Origin of the sequence: Xanthomonas prunicola (assembly GCF_025266575.1) — a bacterium.
Lineage (GTDB): Bacteria > Pseudomonadota > Gammaproteobacteria > Xanthomonadales > Xanthomonadaceae > Xanthomonas > Xanthomonas prunicola.
Window position 1 is genome coordinate 1392874 of sequence record NZ_CP096142.1, and the last position, 24625, is coordinate 1417498.

Consider the following 24625-nt stretch of genomic DNA (forward strand, 5'->3'; position numbering starts at 1 on the left):
GGGTGCCGCGGCGATTATAAGGCCGGCGCCACCTCCCCGACCCTAGTGGGCTGAACGAAGTGCGTTCAGCGCGTCGGCAACGGTGTGAAACGAGCCAAACACCAGCACGCGGTCGCCGGTCCTGGCCATGTCCAGGACCGCGCGCACTGCGCTGGCAACGTCGCGATGGCACGGCGCCTGCGCGGCGGCACTGCCCTGCAGACGGGCCTGCAACGCGTGCGCCGATTGCCCGCGCGCGCCCTCCTGACCCGCCAACACCCAGTGATCGATCTGCGCAGCGACTGCCTCCACCACGCCCAGCACATCCTTGTCGGCCAATGCGGCGTAAATCGCATAGGTGCTGCCGGCATGCGCCGGCGCACCGAGCGCGGCGGCCAGCGCGCGCGCGGCCTGCGGGTTGTGGCCGACATCCAGCAAGACCTGCACGCCATCGACCTCAAGGCGCTGCAGTCGGCCGGCCACTTGCGCGTTACCGATGCCCTGCGCCCAGGCTGCAGCGGGCACCTCGACCGGCAACGCCTGCAATGCGGCGATTGCCGCGGCCGCATTGGCCAGCTGTATCGGCGCATGCAATGCCGGCATCGGCAATTCCAGTGTCACTGCCACATCGCGCCAGCGCCAGCGTGGCGCATCGGATTGCGGGCTCTCGGCGTGCGGTGTGTCGATTGGCTCGAAGAAATAATCGCTGCCGGCACGGATCGCATTGGCACCCAGCTGGTAGGCGCGCCGCAACACGCTGGACGGCGGGTCGATCTCGCCCAGCACCACCGGCTTCCAGGCGCGAATGATGCCGGCCTTCTCGGTGCCGATCGCCTCGCGGTCTTCGCCTAGCCAATCGGTATGGTCGATATCGACGGTTGTGATCACCGCCACATCCGAATCGACGATGTTCACCGCATCCAGGCGGCCACCCAGGCCGATCTCCAGCACGGCCAGCTCCAGCGCAGACTGCTGAAACAACCACAGCGCTGCCAGCGTACCGAACTCGAAATAGGTCAACGCCGTGTCGCCGCGTGCCGCCTCGACCGCAGCAAACGCATCCACCAACTGCGCGTCACTGACCTCCTCGCCATCGATGCGCACGCGCTCGTTGTAGCGCAGCAAGTGCGGCGAGGTGTAGGCCCCAACCTTCCAGCCGGCGGCACGGCCGATCGCCTCGATGAAGGCCACCGTCGAGCCCTTGCCATTGGTCCCACCCACGACGATGACGTGCGTTGCAGGCGCTTCGATCTGCAGCCGCACGGCGACCTCGCGCACACGCTCCAAGCCCATGGCAATGGCGCTGGGATGCTGCTGCTCGATGTAGGCGAGCCAGTCGGAGAGCGTAGTGGGGGTGGTCATGGGGTTACCTGATGTCGTGCGGCCGACATTATCGCGTTTGTGACGCCAGCGTGGCCTACCAACGGTCGCAACACTGGGTGCATGGCCTGGGCAGATGGCGCTGGCGAGGCAACGCACCTTAGAGCGGCTAACAAAGCTACTGCACAGCAGTCAGGCGGACGCGGTCGGTGCTCGGAATCGGCATGGACCACACGTACACTCCGGTTCTGAGCGCGCCGCCCACACCCACCTGACGACTGCTCGCTACGTTCTGTTAGCCGCTCTTAGTTTCCTGACGGGCAATGATGCGCATGAGGCAAAGATGAAATCGCAAGTCATCACCTGAGCGACCACATCACGTCATCCAGGACGGCAGGTCACGACCCAATCACTGATGGGTGGCATTGAGATGAAGATTGCGCACTGTGGAGCCAGCAGCGGAGCGTTTCCCCTCGATCACTGCCTGTACATGTCCGCCACCCAAATCAGGAGCTTCACCAGCCAACATACAAAGCCGTTGCGGGGCCCCACGCGGCATGGGGTCCACGGTCACCGCATGCGGGCATAGCAAACTCCCAGACGCCGAGCGGATCACGACATCTTCTGAGTACACATCGCCAAAGACTTGTGTCCATCCCCAGGGACCGAGTCTGACAATCAATGCCCATCCCAGCATCGCAATGACGATCCCCAGCAACGACCATCGGAACATGACGCTACCGACACCATGTCCTTCGATCTGACGTTGAAGCCGGCCAGTTGCATTGGCCCAGAGCAACAAGGAAAAAAACATCGCAGCTGCAACACATGCGACCACAAAGGTCAGATCGATTAATGCATTCGTCGGCGGAAGAAACCTGAAATTAGTGGACTAGCAGAAAAAACGAGAATGTCAGAAAGAGGCAGGCGAGCCGCAGACTTCCTGTGTACCGCGACATGTCCATGATGACTCGTCTCCGTCCTGGTAGACCTGCGCCGACGTTGCCAGACGCTACAACGCCCGATGCTTGGCCTCGCCAAAGAACGGTGTGTGGTGGGCGCAGTCGTTGAGGCGGACCACTTCGAGGTGCTCGACGTCCTCGCCTTCCAGCAGATTGAGTGTGGTCGGGGCCTGGCGGAAGCTCCACAGCTTGGACAGCGGCAGCCCCAGGATCTTGCACAGGATCACGCGGTTGACCGCGTCGTGCGCGACCACCAGCAAGGTGTCGTCAGCGCCCAGTCCATCGGCGGCGCGCACCAGGCCGCGCCAGCTGCGGTCCAGCACCTGACGCAATGATTCGCCGCCTGGCATCAGCACGGTGTCGGGTTCTTCGCGCCAGGCGCGCAGACGCGCGGGATCCTTGTCGTTGATCTCGCTGGCCAGCAGGCCCTCCCATTCGCCGTGCGCAATTTCCTGCAGGTCGGCATCGGTCTGCAGCAGTGCCTCGCGCGAAGCGCCCAGTGCGGCCTTGGCAGTAGCCTGCGCGCGCGACAACGGCGACGCCACTGCGCGATCGATCTGCAGCGTGTGCAGCCGTTCGCCCAATGCGCGCGCCTGGCCTTCGCCGACCGGCGACAGCGGAATATCGATCTGGCCCTGGTAACGGCCTTCGGCGTTCCACGGCGTCTCGCCGTGACGAGCAAGCAGGATGCGCATGCGCTGGGAGTTCCTTGGGGGAGGGACCGGCTCGCCGCAGCGAAACCGGACCGCATCATAACCCCTGCCGCCGCCCCGCTGGCCGGCCGCGTCAGCGCACGCCGAGTTCCTTCAAGAGCTTTGGTGCCGGGGCGACTTCGGTCATGATCCAGCGCAGATAACGACTATCTACGGCGATCATGCGGGTCATTGCCGGGTCGAAGACCCAGTTGCTGCTCACCGACTCCCAATTTCCGTCGAATGCCAGGCCGACCAGCTTGCCCTGCGCGTCCATCACCGGCGAACCGGAGTTGCCACCGGTGATGTCCAGGTCCGACAGGAAGTTGACCGGTACCGTGCCCAGGCGCTTGTCGTCCAGGCCGGCATAGCGCTTGGCCTTGACCGCATCCAGCAGGGCCTTGGGCGAATCGAACGGATCGACGCCGGTGTCCTTGGCGGCTACTCCCTCCAAGGTGGTGAACGGCGTGTAGGCCATGCCATCCTTGGGTGTGTAGCCCTTGACGTTACCGAAGGTGATGCGCAGCGAGGAGTTGGCGTCCGGATAGACGAACTCACCCTGGCTCTTCTTGTAGTCGGCCAGCGCCTGCAGATAGCGCGGGCGCGCCAGCAGTTCCTCGCCTTGGCGACGTTTTTCCTCGCGCTCGATCTGCAGCAGCGCCGGCATCAGCGCCACCGCATAGCGCAGCGCCGGATCGTCGCTGGCCTCGAACGCAGCGCGGTCGGCATGCAGCCACTTCAAGCGCTCTTCAGTGCTGCCCAGCGTGGTGCCGGCCAGTCGCGCCGCGGCGGCCTGCGCGTCGGCGCCGGCCAGCCACCGGTCCAGCGCCGGCAAGCGCTGCGCAGCGGGCAGCTTCAGATACTGGTCGAACCAGTAGCGCTGTAACTGCCCATCCATCGAGGCGACGTAGCGACGCTCCATCTGCTTCTGCGCGCCCTCAATCTCCGGAAGGTCGCGCTCTTGGTAGCCTGGTTCGCGTTCGGCGTCAGGTTTGGCGCGTTCGATTGCCAGCCGGTACAGCGACAGCGCGCTGCCGAGCACACCGGTACGGCGCATCTGGCGCAGGAACAAGTCGCGGTCGCGCGTGGCCTTGGCCTGCTCGTCCAGTGCCAGCAATTGCGTATGTGCCTGCAGCGCGCCGCGGCCGTCGCGGCCCTGGCGCTTGAGCCAGGCCAGCACCGCGCGTTCCTCGGCCTGTTTCTGCGTGGCCGCGTCGATGCGCGTGAAACCCTGCAGCTGGCCTTCGTAGTTCTTGGCTGCGTTGTTCCAGCTAGCCATGGTCGCGGCGTACTTCACCTGGATATCCGGGTCCTGCTTGCCGGCCTGCTCGACCAGTGCGATCAAGTCGCGGTACTGACGTCCGGCGGTGGGATAGGCCCAGTTGGCGGTGTTGTCGAATTCGGCGGCCAGCGCGTAGCGATTGGTGCGGCCCGGATAACCGGCAACCATCACGAAGTCGCCAGCGCCCAGCGGCTGGTCGGCAAATTTCAGGAAGTGCTTGGGACGGTACGGCACATTGTCCTTGGCATAGGCGGCAGGCTTGCCGTCCTTGCCGACATAGGCGCGGTAAAACGAGAAATCGCCCGCGTGGCGCGGCCACATCCAATTGTCGACGTCGCCGCCGAATTTGCCGATTCCCGATGGCGGCGCGTAGGCCAGGCGCACGTCGCGAATCTCCAGCGTGCGGAACAGCCGGTAGGTATTGCCGCCGGAAAAGCTGTATAGCTCGCAGCGGTAGCCGGCCTCGGATTCGCAGGCCGCGACCTGTGCCTTGTCGAACGTTTCCAGCGCCTGGGTGCGCTTGAGCGCATCGCCACCGGCGCCGGCTATCGCGGCCTTCGCCTGCTCGGTGACGTCGGTGATGCGGTCGAGCACGTAGATGCGCGCGTTCGGCCCGGCGCTCAGTTCCGCGCCGACGCTGGTGGCGCTGAAGCCGTCGCGGATCAGATTCTTCTGCGGAGTGGAGTTGAGCTGGATCGCGCCGTAGGCGCAATGGTGATTGGTCACCACCAGCCCTTGCGGCGACACGAAGCTGGCGGTGCAGCCGCCAAGCGACACCACGGCGCCCATCGGATCGCCGGTCAGGTCGGCCAGTTGCTGCGGCGCAAGACGCAAGCCTGCTTGCTGGAGTGGGCCGGCAATCTCCGGCAATTGTTGTGGAACCCACATCCCCTCGCCAGCCTGTGCAGATGAAGTCACTGCCAGCGCGGCCAGCATGGAAACAGCAAGTAGGTTCGGACGCATCCACAGCCCCAGGGTTATTTTCGTTATAGTGTAACGCTGGCGTCTGCGAACTACCCCATGACTGATGGCAGGGTCTGCGCGTGCTCTCTCGACACGCAGACATGGTCGGCGCGCAGCACGCGCCAGATGATCGGCCCGCAGCATACCGGGGCTGAGCGTCGGCTTAGACGCGGCCGAACGCAGGGTCGCTACGACTGGGCCTGCCGGTTTCCAGATGCCCGGCCAGCCGGCGACGGAAGGCGCTACCCGGTTGCTCGACCACAAGGTCGTACCAGTGATCGCTGGCGGCGAGCGCGAAGCGAATGGCCTCGCGCTGACCTGCGGCCAACTGCAACGTGCGTTCGGTTGGATCTGCGTAGTCCAGCGCACGTAGCTGCAAGGTGCATGCGTGCTGCCCCGCATTGCCGATCTCCAGCACCAATGCGTCGCCATCCTGCCGCGCATCTACCCACGGCGCTGCCGATGGCGTGGAGGTCGGTGAACTCTCGCCAGCGAATTCGCGCAGGAAGCCATTGGGCCCATGCACACGCAAAGCGTACGCACCGTGCTGTGTCGCCCCGACCGGCACATCGTCCAGCTGCGTGCCGGGCAGCACCGTGTAGTACCACGGGCCGCCGCTGGCAGCGCTGCTGTAGACGTTGAACGCTGCTGCAGCTGCGCCGCTATTGATGAACTGCAACTGCAGGCCTACGGCATGGTGCACGCGTGCGTGCACCTGCAAGGCATATGGCAGCGCCCGCGCGGGACGTTGTCCTGGCTCCTGCTTCGGCATCGTTGCGGCGGTGGGTGGCGCCGGCTGCGGTTTATCGCGTACGGCAGCCGTACGTGCGCGATAGTCGTCGACCGACGGCAACGCGCTCAATGCCGAATCGTCCGGCTTGCGGAAGTCGAACACGCTGGTGAGATCGCCACTCACCGCCCGACGCCACGGGCTGATGTTCGGCTCGGCCACGCCGAAGCGCCGCTCCAGCAGGCGCAGTACCGAGGTGTGATCGAACACCTGCGAGTTGACCCAGCCACCGCGCGTCCAAGGTGAAATCACCAGCATCGGCACGCGAACACCCAGACCGATCGGCAAGCCGTCGTAGACCTCGCCGCGCGTGTCGACATTGCTGCGGCCCATGCGTGTGTCCAGTGCCGGCAATGGCGCGGGCACATGATCGAAGAAGCCGTCGTTTTCGTCGTAATTGATGATCAACGCGGTCTTTGCCCACACCTCCGGATTGGCGGTGAGTGCATCGATCAAACGCGCCACCAGCGACTCGCCGTACGCAGGCGGGGCTTCCGGGTGTTCGCAATAGGCGGTGGGCGGAATGACCCACGACACCTGCGGCAGACGATTGGCCTGCACATCGGCGGCGATCGCGGCAACCAGATGCTCGGCCTGGGTGGTGGCGGCATTGTCCGCGGTGGAACCGGGCACGCATGCACGGGCGCGCTGGTAACGCTCGTCGTCTGTGTGCAGATCGCGATAGTGCGAAAAATACGCCAGCGAGTTGCAGCCGAAGTTGTCGTATTCCTGATACACGCGCCAGTCCACGCCGGCGGCCTGCAGACGCTGTGCGTACGTGGTCCATTCCAGCGCTGCATAGCCGAGCGCGTCGCGCGCCATGTCCGCGGTCCAGTTGCCATCGTCGGCATTGGTCACTGCCTGCGCACCGAAGTTTCCCACGCTCGGGCCGCTGGTACCGGTGAACAGATACATGCGATTGGGATTGGTCGGTCCGTGCAGCGAGCAGTAGTAGCCATCGCAGATGGTGAACGCGTCGGCAAGCGCGTGGTAGTAAGGGATGTCGTGACGCTGGAAATATCCCATCGTCAATTCGCCCTTGTACGGGACCCACGCATCGTATTCGGCCCAGCGGACCGGATCCTGCCCATGGCCGGCCTTCCAGGAGTGATCCAGGCTCTTGATCAGGGGCGCGCAGGTATTTTGCGAATCGAACGCAAACGGCAGCAGGCGTCGTCCATCGGCTGCGGGCTGACTCCATACCGGATGACCATCGCGCAGTTGCAGCGCGCGCGGATCGCCGAAACCACGCACGCCACGCAGTGCACCAAAGTAATGATCGAACGAACGGTTTTCCTGCATCAGGATCACCACATGTTCGACATCGCGCAATGTGCCGGTCCGCGAGTTGGCTGGCAGCGCAAGCGCGCGGCCGATCGACGATGGCAAGGCGCCAGCAGCGGTGAGCGCAGCAACGCGCTTGAGGAAATCGCGGCGCGAAGGGGAAGACGTCATGGCGGCAAAACCTGCAGAAAAGGACGCGTACGTCCACACGTATAGCGGGCAAGCGCGACAGTTTTGCGACAGCCACCGTCATCAATGTTTCATGAGCCGTTGACACCCTGCGTCGCGAAACGCCGGCTTTACGCCGTGCATCCGCCCTCAGCTTTGCCCGAACAGGACTCCCCCATGACTTCCGCTTGTCGCTTTCATGTCACTCCGCTGGCGCTTGCCCTGGCAACGCTGTTTCCCGTCATCGCGCAGGCCGCGTCGCCGGCCGATCCGGCCGACCCGGCTGCCGTTGCTCCGGCGGAGACAGCGCTGCCGGCCGATGCCAATGCCAATGCCACGCAATTGGATGCGATCAACGTGGTGTCGCAAGGCAGCACGCGCCAGGTGCAGCGCATCAGCCGGCAGGACATCGAGCAGTTGACACCCGGCAGCAGCGCGTTCAAGGCGGTGGAAAAACTACCGGGCGTGCAGTTCCAGTCCGCCGATCCGTTTGGCACGTACGAATGGTCCACACAGGTCACCTTGCATGGCTTCGATCAAAGTCGCTTGGGTTATACGCTCGACGGTATTCCGCTCGGCAACATGAGCTACGGCGTGACCAATGGCTTGCACATCACGCGCGCCATCATTTCGGAAAACCTCGGGTCGGTGGAGATTGCGCAAGGCGCCGGCGCACTTGGCACTGCGTCCAATACCAATCTGGGCGGCACGATGCAGTTCTACTCGGCCGATCCGCTGACCACGCCCGGCGCGCGGTTGGTGCAGACGGTGGGCAGCGACGCAACGCGCCGCACCTTCGTACGTGCCGACACCGGCGATCGCGATGGATTATCGGCATATCTGTCCTATGCCAATGCCAGCACCGACAAGTGGAAGGGCTATGGCGATCAAAAATCCGAGCAGGCAAATCTCAAGACGGTGTACCAATGGGGCGACGGCAACCGTCTGAGCCTGTTCGTGGATACCTCGCGGCGCAAGGAATACGACTACATGGATCTGTCGTTGACCAGCCAGCGCGCGCTCGGCTGGGACTACGATTACCTGCAGCCGGATTGGGCTACCGCCGTGCAGATGGCACGCGCTTATCAGAACACCGGCGCCACCAGCGGCGTGGCCAACGGCTACCCGCAATCGCTAGCTGGCCTGCCCAGCGACTACAGCTGGCTCGATGCCAGCTACTACGCCGGTGGCGGCCTGCGCCGCGACAATCTGGCCGGCTTGTCGGGCACCTTCGTGTTTGGCGGCGCCACGCTCGATGCCAGCGGCTACTACCACGGCAATCGTGGCGAAGGGCAATGGGTGACGCCGTATGTGCGCACCTCTGCAGACATTCCATTGTCGATGCGCACCACCGACTACGGCCTGGACCGCTTCGGCGGCACCAGCGCATTGAAATGGTCGTGGGGCAATCACGATCTGGAAGTGGGCGCATGGGCAGAAAACGCGCGCACCTCGCAGGGCCGCAATTACTTCGCGCTCGGCAACCAGGGATACACCTCCCTGTACAACGTGTACGAAGCGCAGACGCCGTTTCGCCGCGACTTCCTGCAGCGCTACACCACCCAGACCCGCATGCTGTACCTGCAGGACACCGTACGCCTGCTCGACGACCGGCTGACGTTGAACTACGGCGCAAAGGCGCTCAACACCACCACGCGCGCGCAATCGCTGGTGCCGACCACCGCACTGGCGCAAGGCCGTATCCGTGCCGAAGATAATTTCCTGCCGCAGGTGGGCGTGAACTACAAACTCGATGAGCGCCAGGACCTCTACGCGTCCTACAGCAAGAACATCGCCGCCTTCGGCTTCACCCCGTTCGCCACCTCGCAAGCCGCCTTCGACCGCAGCCGCTCCACGCTGGAGCCGGAAGAATCGCAGACCGTGCAGGTGGGCTATCGCGTGCAGGATGCGCAGTTCCAGCTGTCGGCTGATGCCTACTTCACCAAGTTCTCCAATCGCCTGCTGACCACCTCCCCGTGCACCGCGGTGCAGACCTGCGCCTCGATTCTCAGCAACGTCGGCGCAGTGCAAAGCGCCGGTGCGGATCTGGCACTGATGTGGCGCCCGACCGAAGGCTTGAGCTGGTTGAACTCGCTCTCGTGGAACCGCTCGCGTTACCAGGACGATTACCTCAACAACGGTGTGGTCGCGACGTCCGGCAAGGATGTGGTCGGCATCCCGGCGTTGATGTTCTCTTCCAGCGTCAGCTATCAGATCGGCAACCTGCGTTTGGATCTGGATGGCAAGTACGTGGACAAGCGCTACATCACCTTCCTCAACGACTCGCAGGTGCCGTCGTACTGGCTGTTCAATGCCGGCGCGCGTTACGACTTCGGCCGTGTCGGCGGTGTGGCGGATGTGGCCCTCGCGCTCAACGTCAGCAACCTCACCGACAAGCGCTACTTCGCCAGCACCGGCACCAACGGCTACGTCGCCTCCGATCCGGATGGCTATAACCAGACCATGGTGGTTGGCGCACCGCGGCAGTACTTCATGAGTCTGGATGTGAAGTTCTGAGCAGCCCTGCAATCGCCCCTCTCCGGCTGGGCAAGGGGTTGGGGCGAGAATATGGGCGCACGCGAGGCACATGGCGACTCCGCTGGATAGCAGACTGCCTTGATGCCTGAGGCGCCCCTCATCCAGCGCTGCGCGCCACCTTCTCCCGCACGCGGGAGAAGGCATGCAGCCGATCGCCTGGCGTCTTGCATCGATCCGCCGCTGCCTGCCCCGACACAATCCTTCTCGCTTTCTCGATTTATTCGGCCTCTCGACTTCCTCTGCTTCTTTGGCATTCCCGCCCATCCCCCGCTAGCGGGGAAAGGGCGGGAAGGGCGGATGGGGGCAGCAGTCGCCAGCCAACCCACGCATGCGGCCCCCAACCTATCCAGCTCCGCCTTCGCCACCACCCACCCGAACGGCAGGCATCACCGCAGCCTGGTTCTTGCACCGCCGCATGGCTTCCCTGCCGCGACGCTTATAATTGCCGACTTACTTTTACTCAGCAGGCCCGCCAGATGGCGCAGACGATGAAGGCGCTGGTCAAGCGCGAAGCGAACAAAGGCATCTGGCTGGAACAGGTGCCAGTGCCGACGCCCGGCCCCAACGACGTGCTGATCAAGCTGGAAAAGACCGCCATTTGCGGCACCGATCTGCACATCTACCTGTGGGACGAGTGGAGCCAGCGCACTATCAAACCCGGCCTGACCATCGGCCATGAGTTCGTCGGTCGCGTGGCCGAGCTCGGTTCGGCAGTGACCGGTTACCAGGTGGGCCAGCGCGTGTCGGCCGAAGGTCACATCGTGTGCGGCCACTGCCGCAACTGCCGCGGCGGCCGGCCGCACCTGTGCCCGAACACGGTGGGTATCGGCGTCAACGTCAATGGCGCCTTCGCCGAATACATGGTGATGCCGGCCAGCAACCTATGGCCGATTCCCGACCAGATTCCCTCCGAGCTGGCCGCCTTCTTCGACCCCTACGGCAATGCTGCGCACTGCGCGCTGGAGTTCGACGTCATCGGCGAAGACGTGTTGATCACCGGTGCCGGCCCGATCGGGATCATTGCCGCGGGCATCTGCAAGCACATCGGCGCGCGCAATGTGGTAGTCACCGACGTCAACGATTTCCGTCTCAAGCTGGCCGCCGACATGGGCGCCACGCGCGTGGTCAACGTCTCCAAGACCTCGCTCAAGGACGTCATGGCCGATCTGCACATGGAAGGCTTCGACGTGGGCCTGGAAATGAGCGGCAACCCGCGCGCGTTCAACGACATGCTCGATTGCATGTACCACGGCGGCAAGATCGCCATGCTCGGCATCATGCCGCGCGGCGCCGGTTGCGACTGGGACAAGATCATCTTCAAGGGCCTCACCGTGCAAGGCATCTACGGCCGCAAGATGTACGAGACCTGGTACAAGATGACCCAACTGGTACTGTCGGGTTTCCCGCTGCAGAAGGTGCTGACCCACCAGTTGCCGATCGACGATTTCCAGAAAGGCTTCGACCTGATGGAAGAAGGCAAGGCCGGCAAGGTGGTGCTGAGCTGGAATTGACCGCACAAACCGCTTGAACGTAAAAGGCGCCCGAGGGCGCCTTTTGTGTGTTCGCTCAGTGCAGCCGGGTCACGGCCAGGTCACCGTGGCGGTGGCGACGGTCCGGCCTTCGGTATTGGGACGACCGAAACCGAATTCGACAGGCTCGCTGGTATCGTAGTAGCCGATGCTCAACGCAAGCGGGCCAAAGCTCTTGCCGACGGTGATCGCGTAATCGTCGTAGTCGTGATCCACCTGCTTCAGCGCCGATGTGTAGCGGGTGTGCCCGACATGCGCACCGATGCTGAACTTGTGCGGCAACGGCCAGTTGGCATCCAGCGCATAGTAATAGCCGTCGGTCTTGGTGCCGTACAGATCGTTGGTGTATCCGACGGTGAGGCTGTAGGTCTTCAGGAACGTCGTCTTGGTGACCAGTTCGTTGTAGTTCGTCTCGCCCGCACCCGGATAGTTGTAGCGGGTGACCGCGACATCGAGGTCCCACTGCTTGCCCAGTTCGACACCATAGCCGACCGTTGCATCCACTTCCCAGTCCGGATCGCCTTCGCCGGGATCGACGTTGGATGTCCAGGCGGCCGCGTAGAAGCCGGACGGATGCTTGTAGGTCAGCCCGGCCTGGAATGCGGGATCCCCGTTGGTCTGGGACACACCGCGGAACACGTAGTCGCTGGTGACTGCAAAGGTGCCGGTGAACGGCGACACGGGGGCTTCCTCTTCCTGCGCCTGCGCCAACGGCGCGGCACTCAGCGACAGCAAGAGACAACAAGCAAGCGTAGACATCTTCATGGGGCATCTCCTAGAGCGATGGGTGATCGAATCGCGCGAATCGGAACTGACTTCACTTCATAGTTGGACTGCCATTGCAGCGCAACATAAAAGTATCGCTCGCTTGACACAGCGCACACCCTCGGCGCGTCAGAGGCCGATCGGAGTGCTACCGGCAACGTCATCGACTCCAGAAACCGCTTCTTGAGATGCAGTCTGCATCGCCGCATTCCCCTACACCACGTCAGGCCAGACCGCAGTCCGCCAGGTCCCGGTGTCGTCGCCGCTACCGCCCATCTGCTGGTCGAGCCAAGCGCTTCGCCCATTCGCACGGCGGGCATCCTCGCCCATGCGCGGGGGAGCATCGCTGACGATCAAACGGCAGGAAAGACCCCGTAATGCCGCGCCGCCAGCCGCAACTGCTGCCCCGGCTGGAAGCTGCCAGCCGATGCCGGCAGTTCCACTTCCACCTCGTTGCCGGCGGGCTCCAGCGTTGCGCGTAGGCGCAGGCGTGCCCCGCTGCGCTGCGACCACGCCACCGTCGCCGGCCAGCCAGCCTCATCGGGCACCAGATCTTCCGGCCGTACATAGACCTCCACCGGCCCCGCCGCCAACGCGGCATTGGCCAGCGGCAGTGCATGCCCCGCCACCTGGATCTGGCCTTGCGCCAGCACGCCAGGAATCCGGTTCACTGCCCCAACGAACGAATATACGAATGGCGAAGCCGGCTTGTCGTAGATCATTGCCGGTGTGTCGAGCTGCTCGATGCGGCCGCGGTTGAGGATGGCCACCCGGTCGGCCAATTCCAGCGCTTCTTCCTGATCATGGGTGACGAACACCGTGGTCAGGCCGGTGCGCTCGTGCAGCTCGCGCAGCCAGCGGCGCAGATCGCGGCGCACCTGCGCATCCAGCGCGCCGAAGGGCTCGTCGAGCAACAACACGCGCGGCTCGATTGCCAGCGCACGCGCCAACGCCACGCGCTGCCGCTGACCGCCGGAAAGCTGAGTGGGATAACGCTGTTCCAGACCCTGCAGCTGCACCAGCGCCAGCAGTTCTTCCACGCGTGCACGAATGCGCGCTTCGGCCCAACGCTCATTGCCGCGACGTACGCGCAGGCCGAACGCGATGTTCTCAAACACGTCCATATGCTTGAACAGTGCGTAATGCTGGAACACGAAGCCGACCCGGCGCGATTGCACGCTCATGCGGGTGGCATCCTCATCGCCAAACAGCACCTGCCCGCCATCGGCATGCTCCAACCCGGCCATGATACGCAGCAGTGTGGTCTTGCCCGAGCCGGAAGGCCCAAGCAACGCCAGCAACTCGCCCTGGCGCACATCCAGGGTGATGTCGTCCAGCGCGGTAAAGGTCTCGAACTGCTTGCGCAGGTGGTGAATGCGGATGCCCATGGTCACCTCAGTGGCGGTGGTTGGCGGCCAGCGAATCGCCGTGCCGCCATTCCAGATACGTCTTCAGCGCCAACGTCAGCAGCGCGGTCAATGCCAGCAGCGAGGCGCAGGCAAACGCTGCGCTGTAGGCATATTCGTTGTAGAGAATTTCCACATGCAGCGGCAGCGTATTGGTGCGTCCACGGATATGCCCGGACACCACCGATACCGCACCGAACTCGCCCATCGCACGCGCCGCGCACAGCAACACGCCGTACAGCAGGCCCCAGCGGATATTGGGCAGCGTCACTCGCCAGAACATCTGCCACCCGTTCGCGCCCAGACTCAGTGCCGCCAGTTCTTCGTCGCTGCCCTGCTGCTCCATCAGCGGCATCAATTCGCGCGCGATGAAGGGGAACGTCACGAATGTGGTCGCCAGTACGATGCCCGGCAACGCAAACACGATCCGCGGCAGCTGAATCACAAATTCGCCAAGCGCCGGCAGCTGCACATGCCAGCCTTCGTCGATCAACGGCCAGGCCCAGCCGCTGCGGCCGAAGATCAGCACGAAAATCAAGCCCGCCACTACGGGCGACACCGAGAACGGCAGGTCGATCAGGCTGACCAGCAGGCGTTTGCCCCAGAACTGATGCTTGCTGATGGCCCACGCAGCGGCCACGCCGAACACCAGGTTCAACGGCAGCACGATCGCCGTCACCAGCAAGGTCAGCTTGATCGCCGACAGCGCGTCCGGGTCGATCACCGCGCGCAGGAAGGTCTCCCACCCGCCACGTAACGCCTCGGCAAACACCAGCACCAGCGGCAGCAGCAGAAACGCCAGCAAAAAGAGCAAAGCACCCAGGATCATCAGCCATTGCACCCAACGCGGCTCGTTGGTGGCCGAATCGGTGATGCGACGCGCCTGCTGGGTCATGACATGGGTCGGCAACATGGAGGGCAGCGAAGAAACAGCATCGCTCATGCGGGCCTCCGTTGATAGCGCAGCAGGCGTGCCTGCAACGTATTGACCACTAGCAAAATCACGAATGACAGCAACAACATGGCTGCGGCAATGGCGGTGGCGCCAGCGTAGTCAAACTCTTCCAGCCGGATGGTGATCAGCAGCGGCGCGATCTCGGTCGAATTGGGCAGGTTGCCGGCGATGAAGATCACCGAGCCGTACTCACCCACGCCGCGCGCAAACGCCAAAGCGAATCCGGTCAGGACCGCCGGCCATACTCCCGGCAGCACCACCCGCCACACCGTCTGCCAGCGCGAAGCGCCCAATGTGGCAGCGGCAGCCTCCATTCCACGATCGCTCTCGGCCAGCACCGGCTGCACCACGCGCACCACGAACGGCAGGCCGACGAACACTAAAGCCAGCACGATGCCCAGCTGCGTGTAGGCCACCTTGATACCGATCGCCTCCAGCCAGCGGCCGACCCAACCATTGCCGCCATACAGCGCGGTCAGCGCAATGCCGGCCACCGCCGTCGGCAATGCAAACGGCAGATCGATCACCGCATCGAAGAAACGCTTGCCTGGAAACTGATAGCGCACAAACACCCACGCCACCCAGGTACCCATCACCGCATTGAAGGCGCCAGCCGCGAGCGCGGTACCGAAGCTCACCTGCAGTGCCGACAGCACGCGCGGCTCGCTCCATACCCGCCATAGACCCTCCCAACCCAGACCGCTGGTCTTGATGAAGATCCCTAACAACGGGATCAGCACAATCAGGCCAAGCCAGGTCAGGGTGATTCCCAGACTCAAGCCCAGCCCCGGCATCACGCGTCGGCGCGATGACGGCGCTGGGTGGGGTGCAACCGACATCGACATCGCCTACTTTTGTGCCTGGATCTGGTCGAACACGCCACCGTCGGCGAAGTGCTCCTGTTGCGCCTTGTCCCACGAGCCGAACGCTTCCTGGATGGTCACCAACTTGATGTCCGGAAAACGCGCTATGTCGGCCGGGTCGGCAAATTCGGGATGCCGCGGGCGATAGAAGTGCTTGGCCGCCAGCTTCTGTCCTTCCGGCGCGTACAGATAGCGCAGGTAGGCTTCGGCCACATCGCGCGTGCCGTGCTTGTCGACGTTCTTGTCGACCAGCGCCACCGACGGCTCAGCCAGGATCGACAACTTGGGCACCACGATCTCGAACTTGTCCTTGCCAAGCTCCTCGCGCGCCAGCAGCGCCTCGTTTTCCCAGGCCAGCAGCACATCGCCGATCCCGCGCTGCACGAAGGTGGTGGTGGCGCCGCGCGCGCCGGTGTCCAGCACCGGCACATTGCGGAACAACGCCTGCATGTAGCGCATGGTGCGCTCGCGATCGCCCTTGAAAATATGGTCGGCGTACGCCCAGGCGGCCAGGTAGTTCCAGCGCGCACCACCGGAGGTCTTGGGATTCGGTGTCACCACCGCCACCCCCGAGCGCAGCAGGTCCGGCCAGTCATGGATGTTCTTGGGGTTGCCCTTGCGGACCAGAAACACAATGGTCGAGGTATACGGCGCACTGTTGTCGGGCAGCCGCTTCTCCCAATCGGTATCGATCAGTTTGGCCTTCTGCGCGATGGCATCCACGTCGTAGGCCAGCGCCAGCGTCACCACATCGGCCTCGATGCCATCGATCACCGCGCGCGCCTGCTTGCCCGAGCCACCGTGCGAGGTTTCCACGGTGACGGTGTCCTGCGGGTGCTGCTGTTTCCAGTGCGCGGCAAAGGCGGTGTTGTAGTCGCGGTAGAACTCGCGGGTGGGGTCGTAGCTCACGTTGAGCAGCCCAATCTCGCGTGCGCCCGCCGGGCCGGCCAGGACCAGCAAGGCGCAAAGAAGGGAAGCAAGACGGAAACGGGGGTATGTCACGAGGATCTCCTGGCCGGTTGAGCACAGCTGAACAGCAAGCATGCCATGCTGCGCAGCGGCACGCAGGCGGTAAAATGACATCAGCGCCGCCGCTTATGCCGATTTTGCATGACGTAGTGGTATGCCACCGTGATCGTTAAAATCATGCGTCTCTTGCCACTGCGACCGCCATGACCAACGCTCCCGCTGCGCTGACCGCCCATTACGCCGCCGAACTGGAAACCATCCAGTCCCAGGGCCTGTTCAAGTCCGAGCGCATCATCACCGGCCCGCAGTCGGCGCGGATCACCCTGGCCGATGGCCGCAGCGTGCTCAACTTCTGCGCCAACAACTATCTGGGCCTGGCCGACCACCCGGACATCATCCAGGCCGCCAAGGACGCGCTGGACACGCACGGTTTCGGCATGGCCTCGGTCCGTTTCATCTGCGGCACCCAGGACCTGCACAAACAACTCGAACGCACCATCGCCGAGTTCTTCGGTACCGAAGACACCATCCTCTACGCGGCCTGCTTCGATGCCAACGGCGGCCTGTTCGAACCGTTGCTCGGCGAACACGACGCGATTATTTCCGACGCACTCAACCATGCTTCCATCATCGATGGCGTGCGCCTGTGCAAGGCCAAGCGCTTCCGCTACGCCAACTGTGACGTGGCCGACCTCGAAGCGCAGCTGCAGGCGGCAGACGCGGCCGGTTGCAAGACCAAGCTGATCACCAGCGACGGCGTGTTCTCGATGGACGGCTTCATCGCTCCGCTGGACGAAATCACCGCCCTGGCGCGCAAGTACAACGCACTGGTGCATATCGACGAATGCCACGCCACCGGCTTCCTTGGCGCCACCGGCCGCGGCTCGGCCGAGGTCAAGGGCGTGCTGGACCAGATCGATATCTTCACCGGTACGCTGGGCAAAGCCATGGGCGGCGCACTCGGCGGCTTCACCACCGCAAAACGCGAAGTGATCGAGCTGCTGCGCCAGCGCTCGAGACCCTACCTGTTCTCCAACTCGTTACCGCCGCACGTGGTGGCTGCCGGCATCAAGGCCTTCGAGATGCTGGATGCCGCCGGCGAGCTGCGTACGCAGCTGATCGAAAACACCCGCTATTTCCGCGAGCGCATGACCGCCGCCGGTTTCGACGTCAAACCGGGCGTGCATCCGATCAGCCCGGTGATGCTGTACGACGCACCGCTGGCGCAAAAATTCGCCGAGCGCTTGCTGGAAGAAGGCATCTACGCCATCGGCTTCTTCTTCCCGGTGGTGCCCAAGGGGCAGGCGCGCATCCGCACCCAGATCAGCGCGGCACATACGCGCGAGCACCTGGATCAGGCGATCGAGGCGTTTATCAAGATCGGGCGCGAACTCAAGGTCATCACCGCCTGACATGCGTACGGTCCTGCGCCAACGGCTGCTGCTGGCGGCGCAGACCGATGCGCAAGCGCAACTGATCGACGGTCATTGGGACACGCGCTGCCTGCACTGCCGTCGGCATCTGCAGATACGCGCCGATGGCGAGCCGCTCGGCCACACCACGCTCGAACACGTGGTGCCGCAAGCCTGGTTCGGTCGTCGCACGGCGGCATCGCTCTGCGCGTTGGTGGGCGACGATGCCAACGATGCGCGCAATCTCGCCCTGGCTTGTGCTGGCTGTAATCACGCCAAAGGCCGCCGTCATGATGCCAACGGCGCGGGCGATGCGCGCGCTTACGAAGTGGTGAGCGCCCTGCTCAGCGCGCGTCTGGCGCGCTGGCGGGTGCCGGCACCAGCGCTCTGACTTCCTCGGCGCTCAGCATTCGCCACGCGCCTTTGCCTAGCTCGCCCATCGCCAGCGGGCCGATCGCCACGCGCATCAGCCGCAGCACACCGATGTCCACTGCGGCCAACAACCGGCGGATCTGCCGATTACGGCCTTCGTCCAACACGATTTCCAGCCAGGCATTACGCTGGCCTTCGCGCAGCACGCTGACCTGCTTGGCGCGCAACAGCACGCTCCCGCCCTCAGGATCGGGATCAACCACACCGGTCTGCAACTGCGCCAGCTGCGCGGCACTGGGCCGGCAATCGATCTGCACGTGGTAGGTCTTGTCCGGTCCGGTCGTCGGGTGGGTCACCGTCGCCGCCCACTGCGGGTCGTTACTGAAAAGCAGCAGGCCTTCGCTGGCCTTGTCCAAGCGCCCGACCGGAGCGATCCAAGGCAGCCCGGCACCATCGAAACAACGGTAGACCGTGTCCCTGCCCTGCTCATCGCGTACGGTGGTGACCATCCCGCGCGGCTTGTTGAGCATCAGATAGCAACGTGCCGGCCCTGCCAGGGGCTGCCCGTCGACGGTGATTGAGGATTGCTGATCGGCGCGGATCGGAAATTCGGGATCGCGCACCACGCGTGCCGAGACGCTCACGCGACCATCGGCGATCCAACGCCCTGCCTCGGTGCGCGAACACACCCCGAGCTTGGACAACACGCGCGCCAGCCCATGGCGTGGCGCAGCAATGGCGGGTGCGGCAGCGGACGCCCGCGTTGCGCCTACCGCACCCGGACCACGCTGACGTTGCCGGGACGTTGCCGGCGGTGGCCGCCGGGGCATGCCGTCCCGACCGCGTGGCTTACTTGTTCTCGACCGGCTTGGCGTCGGCCGCAGGTGCGGCGAGCGCTGCCGGTGCCGCGCTGGCGGCCGGACGTGCCTTGACCACGCGCACACCACGCGCCTTCATCCAGGCATCGAATTCTTCTGCCGTCATGCGCTTGCCGTTCTGGCTCATGTCGAAGCGCCACGGGGTGTTGTCGAACGCCGTCTTGGCCTTGTAGGCCGCCGGATCATTCGGGTTGACGGTGCCGCCGGGCGGAATGACCTTGGCCAGATCCTGGCAGCCTTCCACGCGCAGGCGCAGCAACACGCGATCCACCGACTGGTCGCTGGTATAGGGCTGTGCCAACACGCCGGTGGGCATGCCCAATTGCACGCTGCGGGTGTAGAACTCTGCAGCCGCCGGTGCGACAGCGGTAGCGGGCAACGGCAGCGGCTGGGACACCGTGCTGCCAGCGCAGTTCGGAGCGGCGTAGGCGGCGGGAATCAGAGCGAGACAGAGCAGTCCTGCCGTAGCGGTACGCAGCATCGGGTTCTTCCAAGTATGAGGGTGGTGTTGACGCGGCGAGTGTAGGCAGCGATGAACGCTGTTTCAACAGGAACCGTGCCGGGATGACAACACAGACAGGATCCGCGGCGCTTGAGCGCGCTTTTCCAGAGCCTGCATAGACAAAACCCGGCGCAAGGCCGGGTTTTGTCTGCAGCAAAGCTAGCGGTCCAATTAGTTCTGGACGTTCAGCTCGGTACGACGGTTCTTCGCACGACCTTCCGGATTGTCGGAACCATCCGGGTTGGTGTTCGGAGCAATCGGACGGCTCTCGCCGTAGCCGATCGGGCCGACCAGACGCGACGCATCGACGCCGTTCTTGGTCAGGTAGTCGTACACGGTGGTCGCACGACGCTCGGACAGCTTCTGGTTGTAAGCGTCGGTACCCTTCGAGTCGGTGTGACCGGCAACCTCGACCTTCAGGTCGGGGTAACGCTTCAGGATCTCGGTCGCTTCGCTCAGGATCGAGATCGCGTCCGGACGTAGGGTCGACTTGTTGAAGTCGAAGTTCACGCCCTTCAGGTCGATCGAGACAGGAACCGGGCAACCGTCCGGACCGATGGTCTGGCCAGGCTGCGAGTTCGGGCACTTGTCGTCGCAGTTGTTGACGCCGTCACCGTCGTCATCCAGATCGGCGCAGCTCGGAGCAACCGGAGCCGGAGCCGGCGGCGGAGCGGTCGACGGAGCCGGTCCCAACGGGATCACGACGCCGACCGAAGCCAGCACGTCACCGAACCAGTCTTCACGCGGAGCAGCAACGCTCTGGTCGTTGAAGTCAGCGCGGTAGGCCAACTCGGCACGCACGGCGACGCGCTTGTCGAAGGTGGTCTGCAGACCGACACCAGCCTTGGCGGCAAAGTTGCCGTCCTTCTGCTGGCCCGGCGAAACCGGGTTCGGGGTCGCGTCGAATTCTTCTTCCGAACGCTGATAGCCCAGACCGAACAGCAGGTAGGGGTTCCAGCCGCGGCCTTCCTGGATGAAGTGGCGACGCAGGTCGAACGAGATGCCGTACTGGCTCCAGTTCAGATCCTGGTTGGCATCGAAGTTGGGGTTCTGATAGTTCAGTTCACCGTCGATCGACCAATTCGGGCTAACGAACTTGCCCAGACCCAGGGTCACGAACGGGGCATCATTGGTCAGACGATCGCTGTCCTGGAAGTTGAAGCCAGCGCTACCGGTCAGGTACCAACGGTCATCGAACTCCTGCGCGGAAGCAGCCTGGGCAACTGCCAGACCGCCGAGCAACGCGGCAGTGAGAATTTTCTTGTTCATTTATACAGCTCCTTCTTTGGGAGATAAAACCGATAGAGGCGTTGTGCTTGGTAAAGATGCTCGTCACATCCAGAGCCATCGGGGCGCAGATTAAGCCGGCCTCGGTGAAGATCGCGTTAACGGTCATATAACATGTGAAAGCAATCACCAGGTTCCGCAATCCCACGCAATACTACGTATACAGCTTCATGAAGGAAAGGACCGGGTACCCAATTCGGATAACTCGCCTGCATGAACCGCAGCCCAATTAAGCTGACTGAAGACGCTTACAAACCGACTGATTTTTAGCGTTCCAAGCGCGACGAAAAACCACATTGGTGAACGTCGAGCCCCGTCTGAGCTGAATTGTGGGGTTGATGGTTGCGGACGACTTGCTCCACAACGCACCCTGAACTTCCCGCTCAGGAGCGTCCCGATGAAAGCCGTCGCCCTCACCCGCCATCTTCCGATCGATGACCCCGCGTCGTTGCTTGATATGGAACTTCCGGCGCCTGCAGCGCCATCGGGGTATGACTTATTGGTGCGGGTGGAAGCGATCTCGGTGAATCCAGTCGATACAAAGGTGCGCGCGCCCAAGCTGCAGCAGTTGCAGGCGCCGAAGATCCTGGGCTACGACGCAGCCGGGGTGATCGAGGCGGTCGGTCCGGAGGTCACGGCCTTTGCCGTCGGCGACGAGGTCTACTACGCCGGCGATATCGGGCGGCCGGGCAGTAACGCGCAGTACCAACTGGTGGATGCACGCATTGCCGGATGCAAGCCGACCTCGCTTAGCTTCGCGCAGGCAGCCGCGCTACCGCTGACCACCCTGACCGCGTGGGAGCTGCTGTTCCAGCGCATGCCATTTGCCTTCGACGGTGCTCGCAATCGCGGCAGGCATTTGTTGATCATCGGCGGCGCTGGCGGCGTGGGCTCCATCGCGATCCAGTTGGCGCGACATGCCGGCTTCACCGTGATTGCCACCGCCTCGCGCCCGGAGAGCATCGAGTGGGTACGCCAAATGGGCGCGCACCACGTGATCGATCATCACCAGCCGCTGCAAGCGCAACTGCAGGCGTTGGGGATGGACACAGTGGATGCCGCGCTCAATCTGGCCGACACCGACCGCTACTGGCAGCAGCTGGGCGAGGTGCTCGCACCGCAGGGGCACGTGGGCTTGATCGTGGAGCCGCGCGGGCCGCTGATGATCGGCGACCCTTACAAAGCCAAGTGCATCGGCATCCATTGGGAACTGATGTTTACCCGCGCGCGCTACGCGACCGACGATCTGGTCGAACAGCACCGCATCCTCAACCGAGCCGCCAGCCTGATCGATGCTGGCGAACTGCGCACCACGCACACGGACACGCTGTCGCCGATCAATGCGCAGCAGCTGCGCGAGGCGCATCGTCGTCTGGAAAGCGGCAACACGATTGGTAAATTGGTGCTGGCCGGTTGGTAATGCACCGGCCGGGCTGGGTTCGCTGACGCAATGCGTTGGGGTGCACACAGCGCCTGCGCATTGGGATGCGGTTCGTGCAGGCGGCAGCGAAGGCGTATTTCTGATCGAACCCCGCCGCATCCAGCGGCAGCGCCGGATGCCTGAGGACTTGCCGCCAGCCGCATTTGCCGGCATCGTGCGCACTCCGTACGCCAGCGTATCCATATCATGTCGCCCGCCACCGGCCCGTCCGCTTCACCCTTCCCGCATCTGTTCACCCCGCTCGATCTGGGCTTCACCCAACTACGCAACCGCGTTCTGATGGGCTCGATGCACACGGGCCTGGAAGACCGTGCGCGCGATTTCCCCAAGCTGGCGGCGTATTTCGCCGAGCGCGCTGCCGGCGGCGTGGGCCTGATCGTGACCGGTGGGTTTTCGCCGAACGTGGTGGGCTGGCTCAAACCGTTCGGCGGCAAGTTGTCGTGGCCGTGGGAAGTCCGCCCGCATCGCCAGGTCACCCGCGCGGTGCACGAACACGGGGCCAAGATCTGCCTGCAACTACTGCATGCCGGGCGCTATGCCTACCACCCGCTGTCGGTGGCGCCATCCAAGCTCAAGGCACCGATCAACCCGTTCACTCCGCGCGCCTTGTCGGCCGGTGCGGTCGACCGTCAGATCGCCGCCTATGCGCACGCCGCGCGGCTGGCGCGCGAGGCCGGCTACGACGGCGTTGAGGTGATGGGATCGGAAGGCTATCTGATCAACGAATTCACCGCCGCGCGCACCAATCGGCGCAGTGACGCCTGGGGTGGCGATGCCACCAAGCGCATGCGCTTTGCGGTGGAAATCGTGCGACGCATTCGTGAGGCCTGCGGGCCGGATTTCATCATCATCTACCGGCTGTCGCTGGTGGATCTGGTCGAAGACGGCAACCAATGGCCGGAAATCCTGGCGCAGGCGCAAGCGATCGAAGCGGCCGGCGCGACCATCATCAATTCCGGCATCGGTTGGCACGAAGCGCGCATTCCCACCATTGCCACCTCGGTGCCGCGCGCCGCGTTTGCCGGCGTCACCGCCAAGCTCAAGCCGCATCTGCGCATTCCGGTGGTAGCGACCAACCGCATCAACATGCCGGAAGTGGCTGAGCGCATCCTGGCCGAGGGTGCCGCAGACATGGTGTCGCTGGCGCGGCCGCTGCTTGCCGATCCGCAGTGGACCAATAAGGCGCGCGCTGGGCAGTCGCACACCATCAACACCTGCATTGCCTGCAACCAGGCATGCCTGGATCACGTGTTCGACAACAAGCTGGCGACCTGCCTGGTCAACCCACGCGCTGCGCACGAAACCGAGCTCAATTACACGCCAACCACCGCGCCCAAGCGGATTGCCGTGGTCGGCGCCGGCCCGGCTGGCTTGGCCTGCGCGACGGTGGCAGCAGAGCGTGGCCACCGGGTGACCTTGTTCGATGCAAGCGATGCGATCGGCGGGCAGTTCAATGTCGCCAAACGCATACCCGGCAAGGAGGAATTCAACGAGACCTTGCGCTATTTCGGCCATCGCATCGAGGCGACCGGTGTGCAATTGCGCTTGAATACCCGCGTGCAGGCAGCCGATCTGAGAGATTTCGACGAGATCGTGCTGGCGACCGGCATCGAGCCGCGCAAGGTGGATTTCCCAGGCGCCGATCATCCGATGGTGGTGAGCTATCTGGATGTCGTGCTGGGCCGCCATGTGGCCGCAGACAAGGTGGCGATCATCGGTGCGGGCGGTATTGGCTTTGATGTCGGTGAATTTCTGGTGCACTCGGGTGAATCGCCGTCGCTGGACCCACAACGCTGGATGGCCGAATGGGGCGTGGATCCGAGCTTTGAAGCACGCGGTGCCTTGACCGAACCGCAGCCCGAGCGCCCTGCCCGTCAGGTCTGGCTGTTGCAGCGCAGCCCCGGCAAGCCCGGTGCGCGCCTGGGCAAGACCACCGGCTGGATCCACCGCGCTACGCTCAAAGCCAAGGGCGTCAAGATGCTCGGCGGCGTGGAATACCTGAGTGTGGACGATGCCGGGTTACGCATTCGCGTGGAAGGCAGCGAGCAATTGCTCGACGTCGGCACGGTGGTGATCTGTGCCGGGCAGGAGCCGCGTCGCGAGTTGCTGGCCGCGCTGCAAGCCAATGGCCAGCAGCCGCATTTGATCGGTGGCGCGGATGTGGCCGCCGAACTGGATGCCAAACGCGCGATCAACCAGGCGAGTCGGCTGGCAGCGACGTTGTAAGGGGTTCGCAAGGACGGCGTCACTACGATGACGTCGCAGCGT

General features: G+C 64.0%; 19 protein-coding genes and 1 other RNA gene. 7 read left to right on the plus strand and 13 right to left on the minus strand.

Annotated features, from left to right (window positions below):
* Positions 1-42: 42 nt before the first annotated feature.
* A complete protein-coding gene (gene folC, locus M0D43_RS05940; protein WP_260808026.1) occupies positions 43-1341 on the minus strand; it encodes a bifunctional tetrahydrofolate synthase/dihydrofolate synthase in 1299 nt (432 codons plus the stop codon).
* 182 nt (positions 1342-1523) lie between these two features.
* Here folC and M0D43_RS05945 point away from each other — a divergent pair.
* A non-coding RNA gene (locus M0D43_RS05945) (sX9 sRNA) lies at positions 1524-1600 on the plus strand.
* Positions 1601-1708: 108 nt separating this feature from the next.
* Here the strand turns inward: M0D43_RS05945 and M0D43_RS05950 are convergent.
* From M0D43_RS05950 to M0D43_RS05965, 4 genes are all read right to left on the minus strand, one after another.
* Complete coding sequence (locus M0D43_RS05950; RefSeq protein ID WP_252163940.1) at positions 1709-2113, minus strand: hypothetical protein; 405 nt, start codon at positions 2111-2113, stop codon at positions 1709-1711.
* A 198-nt stretch (positions 2114-2311) separates the two neighbouring features.
* Positions 2312-2956: a histidine phosphatase family protein gene (locus M0D43_RS05955; protein ID WP_252163941.1), complete on the minus strand. Its 645-nt coding sequence runs from the start codon at positions 2954-2956 to the stop codon at positions 2312-2314.
* Between the two features lie 91 nt (positions 2957-3047).
* A complete protein-coding gene (locus M0D43_RS05960; RefSeq protein ID WP_260808242.1) occupies positions 3048-5123 on the minus strand; it encodes a S46 family peptidase in 2076 nt (691 codons plus the stop codon).
* Between the two features lie 238 nt (positions 5124-5361).
* A complete protein-coding gene (locus M0D43_RS05965) occupies positions 5362-7443 on the minus strand; it encodes a phosphocholine-specific phospholipase C (protein ID WP_252163942.1) in 2082 nt (693 codons plus the stop codon).
* Between the two features lie 84 nt (positions 7444-7527).
* Between M0D43_RS05965 and M0D43_RS05970 the strand changes: the two genes are divergently transcribed.
* The gene (locus M0D43_RS05970; RefSeq protein WP_252163943.1) at positions 7528-9957 is read left to right on the plus strand and encodes a TonB-dependent receptor; all 2430 of its coding nucleotides are present in this window, start codon (positions 7528-7530) and stop codon (positions 9955-9957) included.
* A 497-nt stretch (positions 9958-10454) separates the two neighbouring features.
* Positions 10455-11489: an L-threonine 3-dehydrogenase gene (gene tdh, locus M0D43_RS05975; protein ID WP_252163944.1), complete on the plus strand. Its 1035-nt coding sequence runs from the start codon at positions 10455-10457 to the stop codon at positions 11487-11489.
* Positions 11490-11558: 69 nt separating this feature from the next.
* Here the strand turns inward: tdh and M0D43_RS05980 are convergent, their stop codons facing one another.
* From M0D43_RS05980 to M0D43_RS06000, 5 genes are all read right to left on the minus strand, one after another.
* On the minus strand, positions 11559-12272 hold the full coding sequence (locus M0D43_RS05980; protein ID WP_252163945.1) for a TorF family putative porin: 714 nt from the start codon (positions 12270-12272) through the stop codon (positions 11559-11561).
* A 353-nt stretch (positions 12273-12625) separates the two neighbouring features.
* Positions 12626-13660: a sulfate/molybdate ABC transporter ATP-binding protein gene (locus M0D43_RS05985; RefSeq protein WP_252163946.1), complete on the minus strand. Its 1035-nt coding sequence runs from the start codon at positions 13658-13660 to the stop codon at positions 12626-12628.
* A 7-nt stretch (positions 13661-13667) separates the two neighbouring features.
* Entirely contained in the window at positions 13668-14621 is a 954-nt protein-coding gene (gene cysW / locus M0D43_RS05990; protein WP_252163947.1) for a sulfate ABC transporter permease subunit CysW, read from the minus strand.
* The gene (cysT, locus tag M0D43_RS05995; protein ID WP_252163948.1) at positions 14618-15478 is read right to left on the minus strand and encodes a sulfate ABC transporter permease subunit CysT; all 861 of its coding nucleotides are present in this window, start codon (positions 15476-15478) and stop codon (positions 14618-14620) included. Before cysT ends, cysW begins: the two co-directional genes overlap by 4 nt.
* 3 nt (positions 15479-15481) lie before the next feature.
* Positions 15482-16579, minus strand: coding sequence for a sulfate ABC transporter substrate-binding protein (locus tag M0D43_RS06000; RefSeq protein WP_252163949.1), 1098 nt, complete (start codon positions 16577-16579; stop codon positions 15482-15484).
* 89 nt (positions 16580-16668) lie between these two features.
* On the opposite strand from M0D43_RS06000, the gene kbl reads away from it, so the two are divergent.
* Together kbl and M0D43_RS06010 are read left to right on the plus strand one after the other, a co-directional pair.
* Entirely contained in the window at positions 16669-17877 is a 1209-nt protein-coding gene (gene kbl, locus M0D43_RS06005; protein WP_252163950.1) for a glycine C-acetyltransferase, read from the plus strand.
* A gap of 1 nt (position 17878) precedes the next feature.
* Positions 17879-18268: an HNH endonuclease gene (locus tag M0D43_RS06010; RefSeq protein ID WP_252163951.1), complete on the plus strand. Its 390-nt coding sequence runs from the start codon at positions 17879-17881 to the stop codon at positions 18266-18268.
* On the opposite strand, the gene M0D43_RS06015 is transcribed toward M0D43_RS06010, so the two are convergent.
* The 3 genes from M0D43_RS06015 to M0D43_RS06025 all read right to left on the minus strand — a co-directional run bounded on the left by M0D43_RS06015 (position 18222) and on the right by M0D43_RS06025 (position 20898).
* Positions 18222-19079, minus strand: a complete 858-nt coding sequence (locus M0D43_RS06015; protein WP_252163952.1) for a pseudouridine synthase — start codon at positions 19077-19079, stop codon at positions 18222-18224. The two genes, M0D43_RS06010 and M0D43_RS06015, sit on opposite strands and share 47 nt — an antisense overlap.
* A 19-nt stretch (positions 19080-19098) precedes the next feature.
* Entirely contained in the window at positions 19099-19608 is a 510-nt protein-coding gene (locus tag M0D43_RS06020) for a hypothetical protein (RefSeq protein WP_260808027.1), read from the minus strand.
* Between the two features lie 192 nt (positions 19609-19800).
* Positions 19801-20898 carry an OmpA family protein gene (locus M0D43_RS06025; RefSeq protein WP_010368610.1) on the minus strand — a complete coding sequence of 366 codons (1098 nt, stop codon included), beginning with the start codon at positions 20896-20898 and terminating at the stop codon, positions 19801-19803.
* Between the two features lie 415 nt (positions 20899-21313).
* Here M0D43_RS06025 and M0D43_RS06030 point away from each other — a divergent pair, with 415 nt between their 5' ends.
* Positions 21314-22336 (plus strand): zinc-binding alcohol dehydrogenase family protein, encoded by a 1023-nt coding sequence (locus M0D43_RS06030; protein WP_252163954.1) that lies wholly within the window; start codon positions 21314-21316, stop codon positions 22334-22336.
* A gap of 207 nt (positions 22337-22543) precedes the next feature.
* Entirely contained in the window at positions 22544-24583 is a 2040-nt protein-coding gene (locus M0D43_RS06035; protein ID WP_260808028.1) for an NADPH-dependent 2,4-dienoyl-CoA reductase, read from the plus strand.
* Positions 24584-24625: the final 42 nt, after the last annotated feature.

Excerpts from the sequence above, each read along its gene's own strand:
- folC (WP_260808026.1), bottom strand. The coding sequence starts at position 1,341 with ATGACCACCCCCACTACGCTCTCCGACTGGCTCGCCTACATCGAGCAG.
- M0D43_RS05950 (WP_252163940.1), bottom strand. The coding sequence starts at position 2,113 with ATGTTTTTTTCCTTGTTGCTCTGGGCCAATGCAACTGGCCGGCTTCAA.
- M0D43_RS05955 (WP_252163941.1), bottom strand. The coding sequence starts at position 2,956 with ATGCGCATCCTGCTTGCTCGTCACGGCGAGACGCCGTGGAACGCCGAA.
- M0D43_RS05960 (WP_260808242.1), bottom strand. The coding sequence starts at position 5,123 with ATGTGGGTTCCACAACAATTGCCGGAGATTGCCGGCCCACTCCAGCAA.
- M0D43_RS05965 (WP_252163942.1), bottom strand. The coding sequence starts at position 7,443 with ATGACGTCTTCCCCTTCGCGCCGCGATTTCCTCAAGCGCGTTGCTGCG.
- M0D43_RS05970 (WP_252163943.1), top strand. The coding sequence starts at position 7,528 with ATGTTTCATGAGCCGTTGACACCCTGCGTCGCGAAACGCCGGCTTTAC.
- tdh (WP_252163944.1), top strand. The coding sequence starts at position 10,455 with ATGGCGCAGACGATGAAGGCGCTGGTCAAGCGCGAAGCGAACAAAGGC.
- M0D43_RS05980 (WP_252163945.1), bottom strand. The coding sequence starts at position 12,272 with ATGAAGATGTCTACGCTTGCTTGTTGTCTCTTGCTGTCGCTGAGTGCC.
- M0D43_RS05985 (WP_252163946.1), bottom strand. The coding sequence starts at position 13,660 with ATGGGCATCCGCATTCACCACCTGCGCAAGCAGTTCGAGACCTTTACC.
- cysW (WP_252163947.1), bottom strand. The coding sequence starts at position 14,621 with ATGAGCGATGCTGTTTCTTCGCTGCCCTCCATGTTGCCGACCCATGTC.
- cysT (WP_252163948.1), bottom strand. The coding sequence starts at position 15,478 with ATGTCGATGTCGGTTGCACCCCACCCAGCGCCGTCATCGCGCCGACGC.
- M0D43_RS06000 (WP_252163949.1), bottom strand. The coding sequence starts at position 16,579 with ATGTCATTTTACCGCCTGCGTGCCGCTGCGCAGCATGGCATGCTTGCT.
- kbl (WP_252163950.1), top strand. The coding sequence starts at position 16,669 with ATGACCAACGCTCCCGCTGCGCTGACCGCCCATTACGCCGCCGAACTG.
- M0D43_RS06010 (WP_252163951.1), top strand. The coding sequence starts at position 17,879 with ATGCGTACGGTCCTGCGCCAACGGCTGCTGCTGGCGGCGCAGACCGAT.
- M0D43_RS06015 (WP_252163952.1), bottom strand. The coding sequence starts at position 19,079 with ATGCCCCGGCGGCCACCGCCGGCAACGTCCCGGCAACGTCAGCGTGGT.
- M0D43_RS06020 (WP_260808027.1), bottom strand. The coding sequence starts at position 19,608 with ATGCTGCGTACCGCTACGGCAGGACTGCTCTGTCTCGCTCTGATTCCC.
- M0D43_RS06025 (WP_010368610.1), bottom strand. The coding sequence starts at position 20,898 with ATGAACAAGAAAATTCTCACTGCCGCGTTGCTCGGCGGTCTGGCAGTT.
- M0D43_RS06030 (WP_252163954.1), top strand. The coding sequence starts at position 21,314 with ATGAAAGCCGTCGCCCTCACCCGCCATCTTCCGATCGATGACCCCGCG.
- M0D43_RS06035 (WP_260808028.1), top strand. The coding sequence starts at position 22,544 with ATGTCGCCCGCCACCGGCCCGTCCGCTTCACCCTTCCCGCATCTGTTC.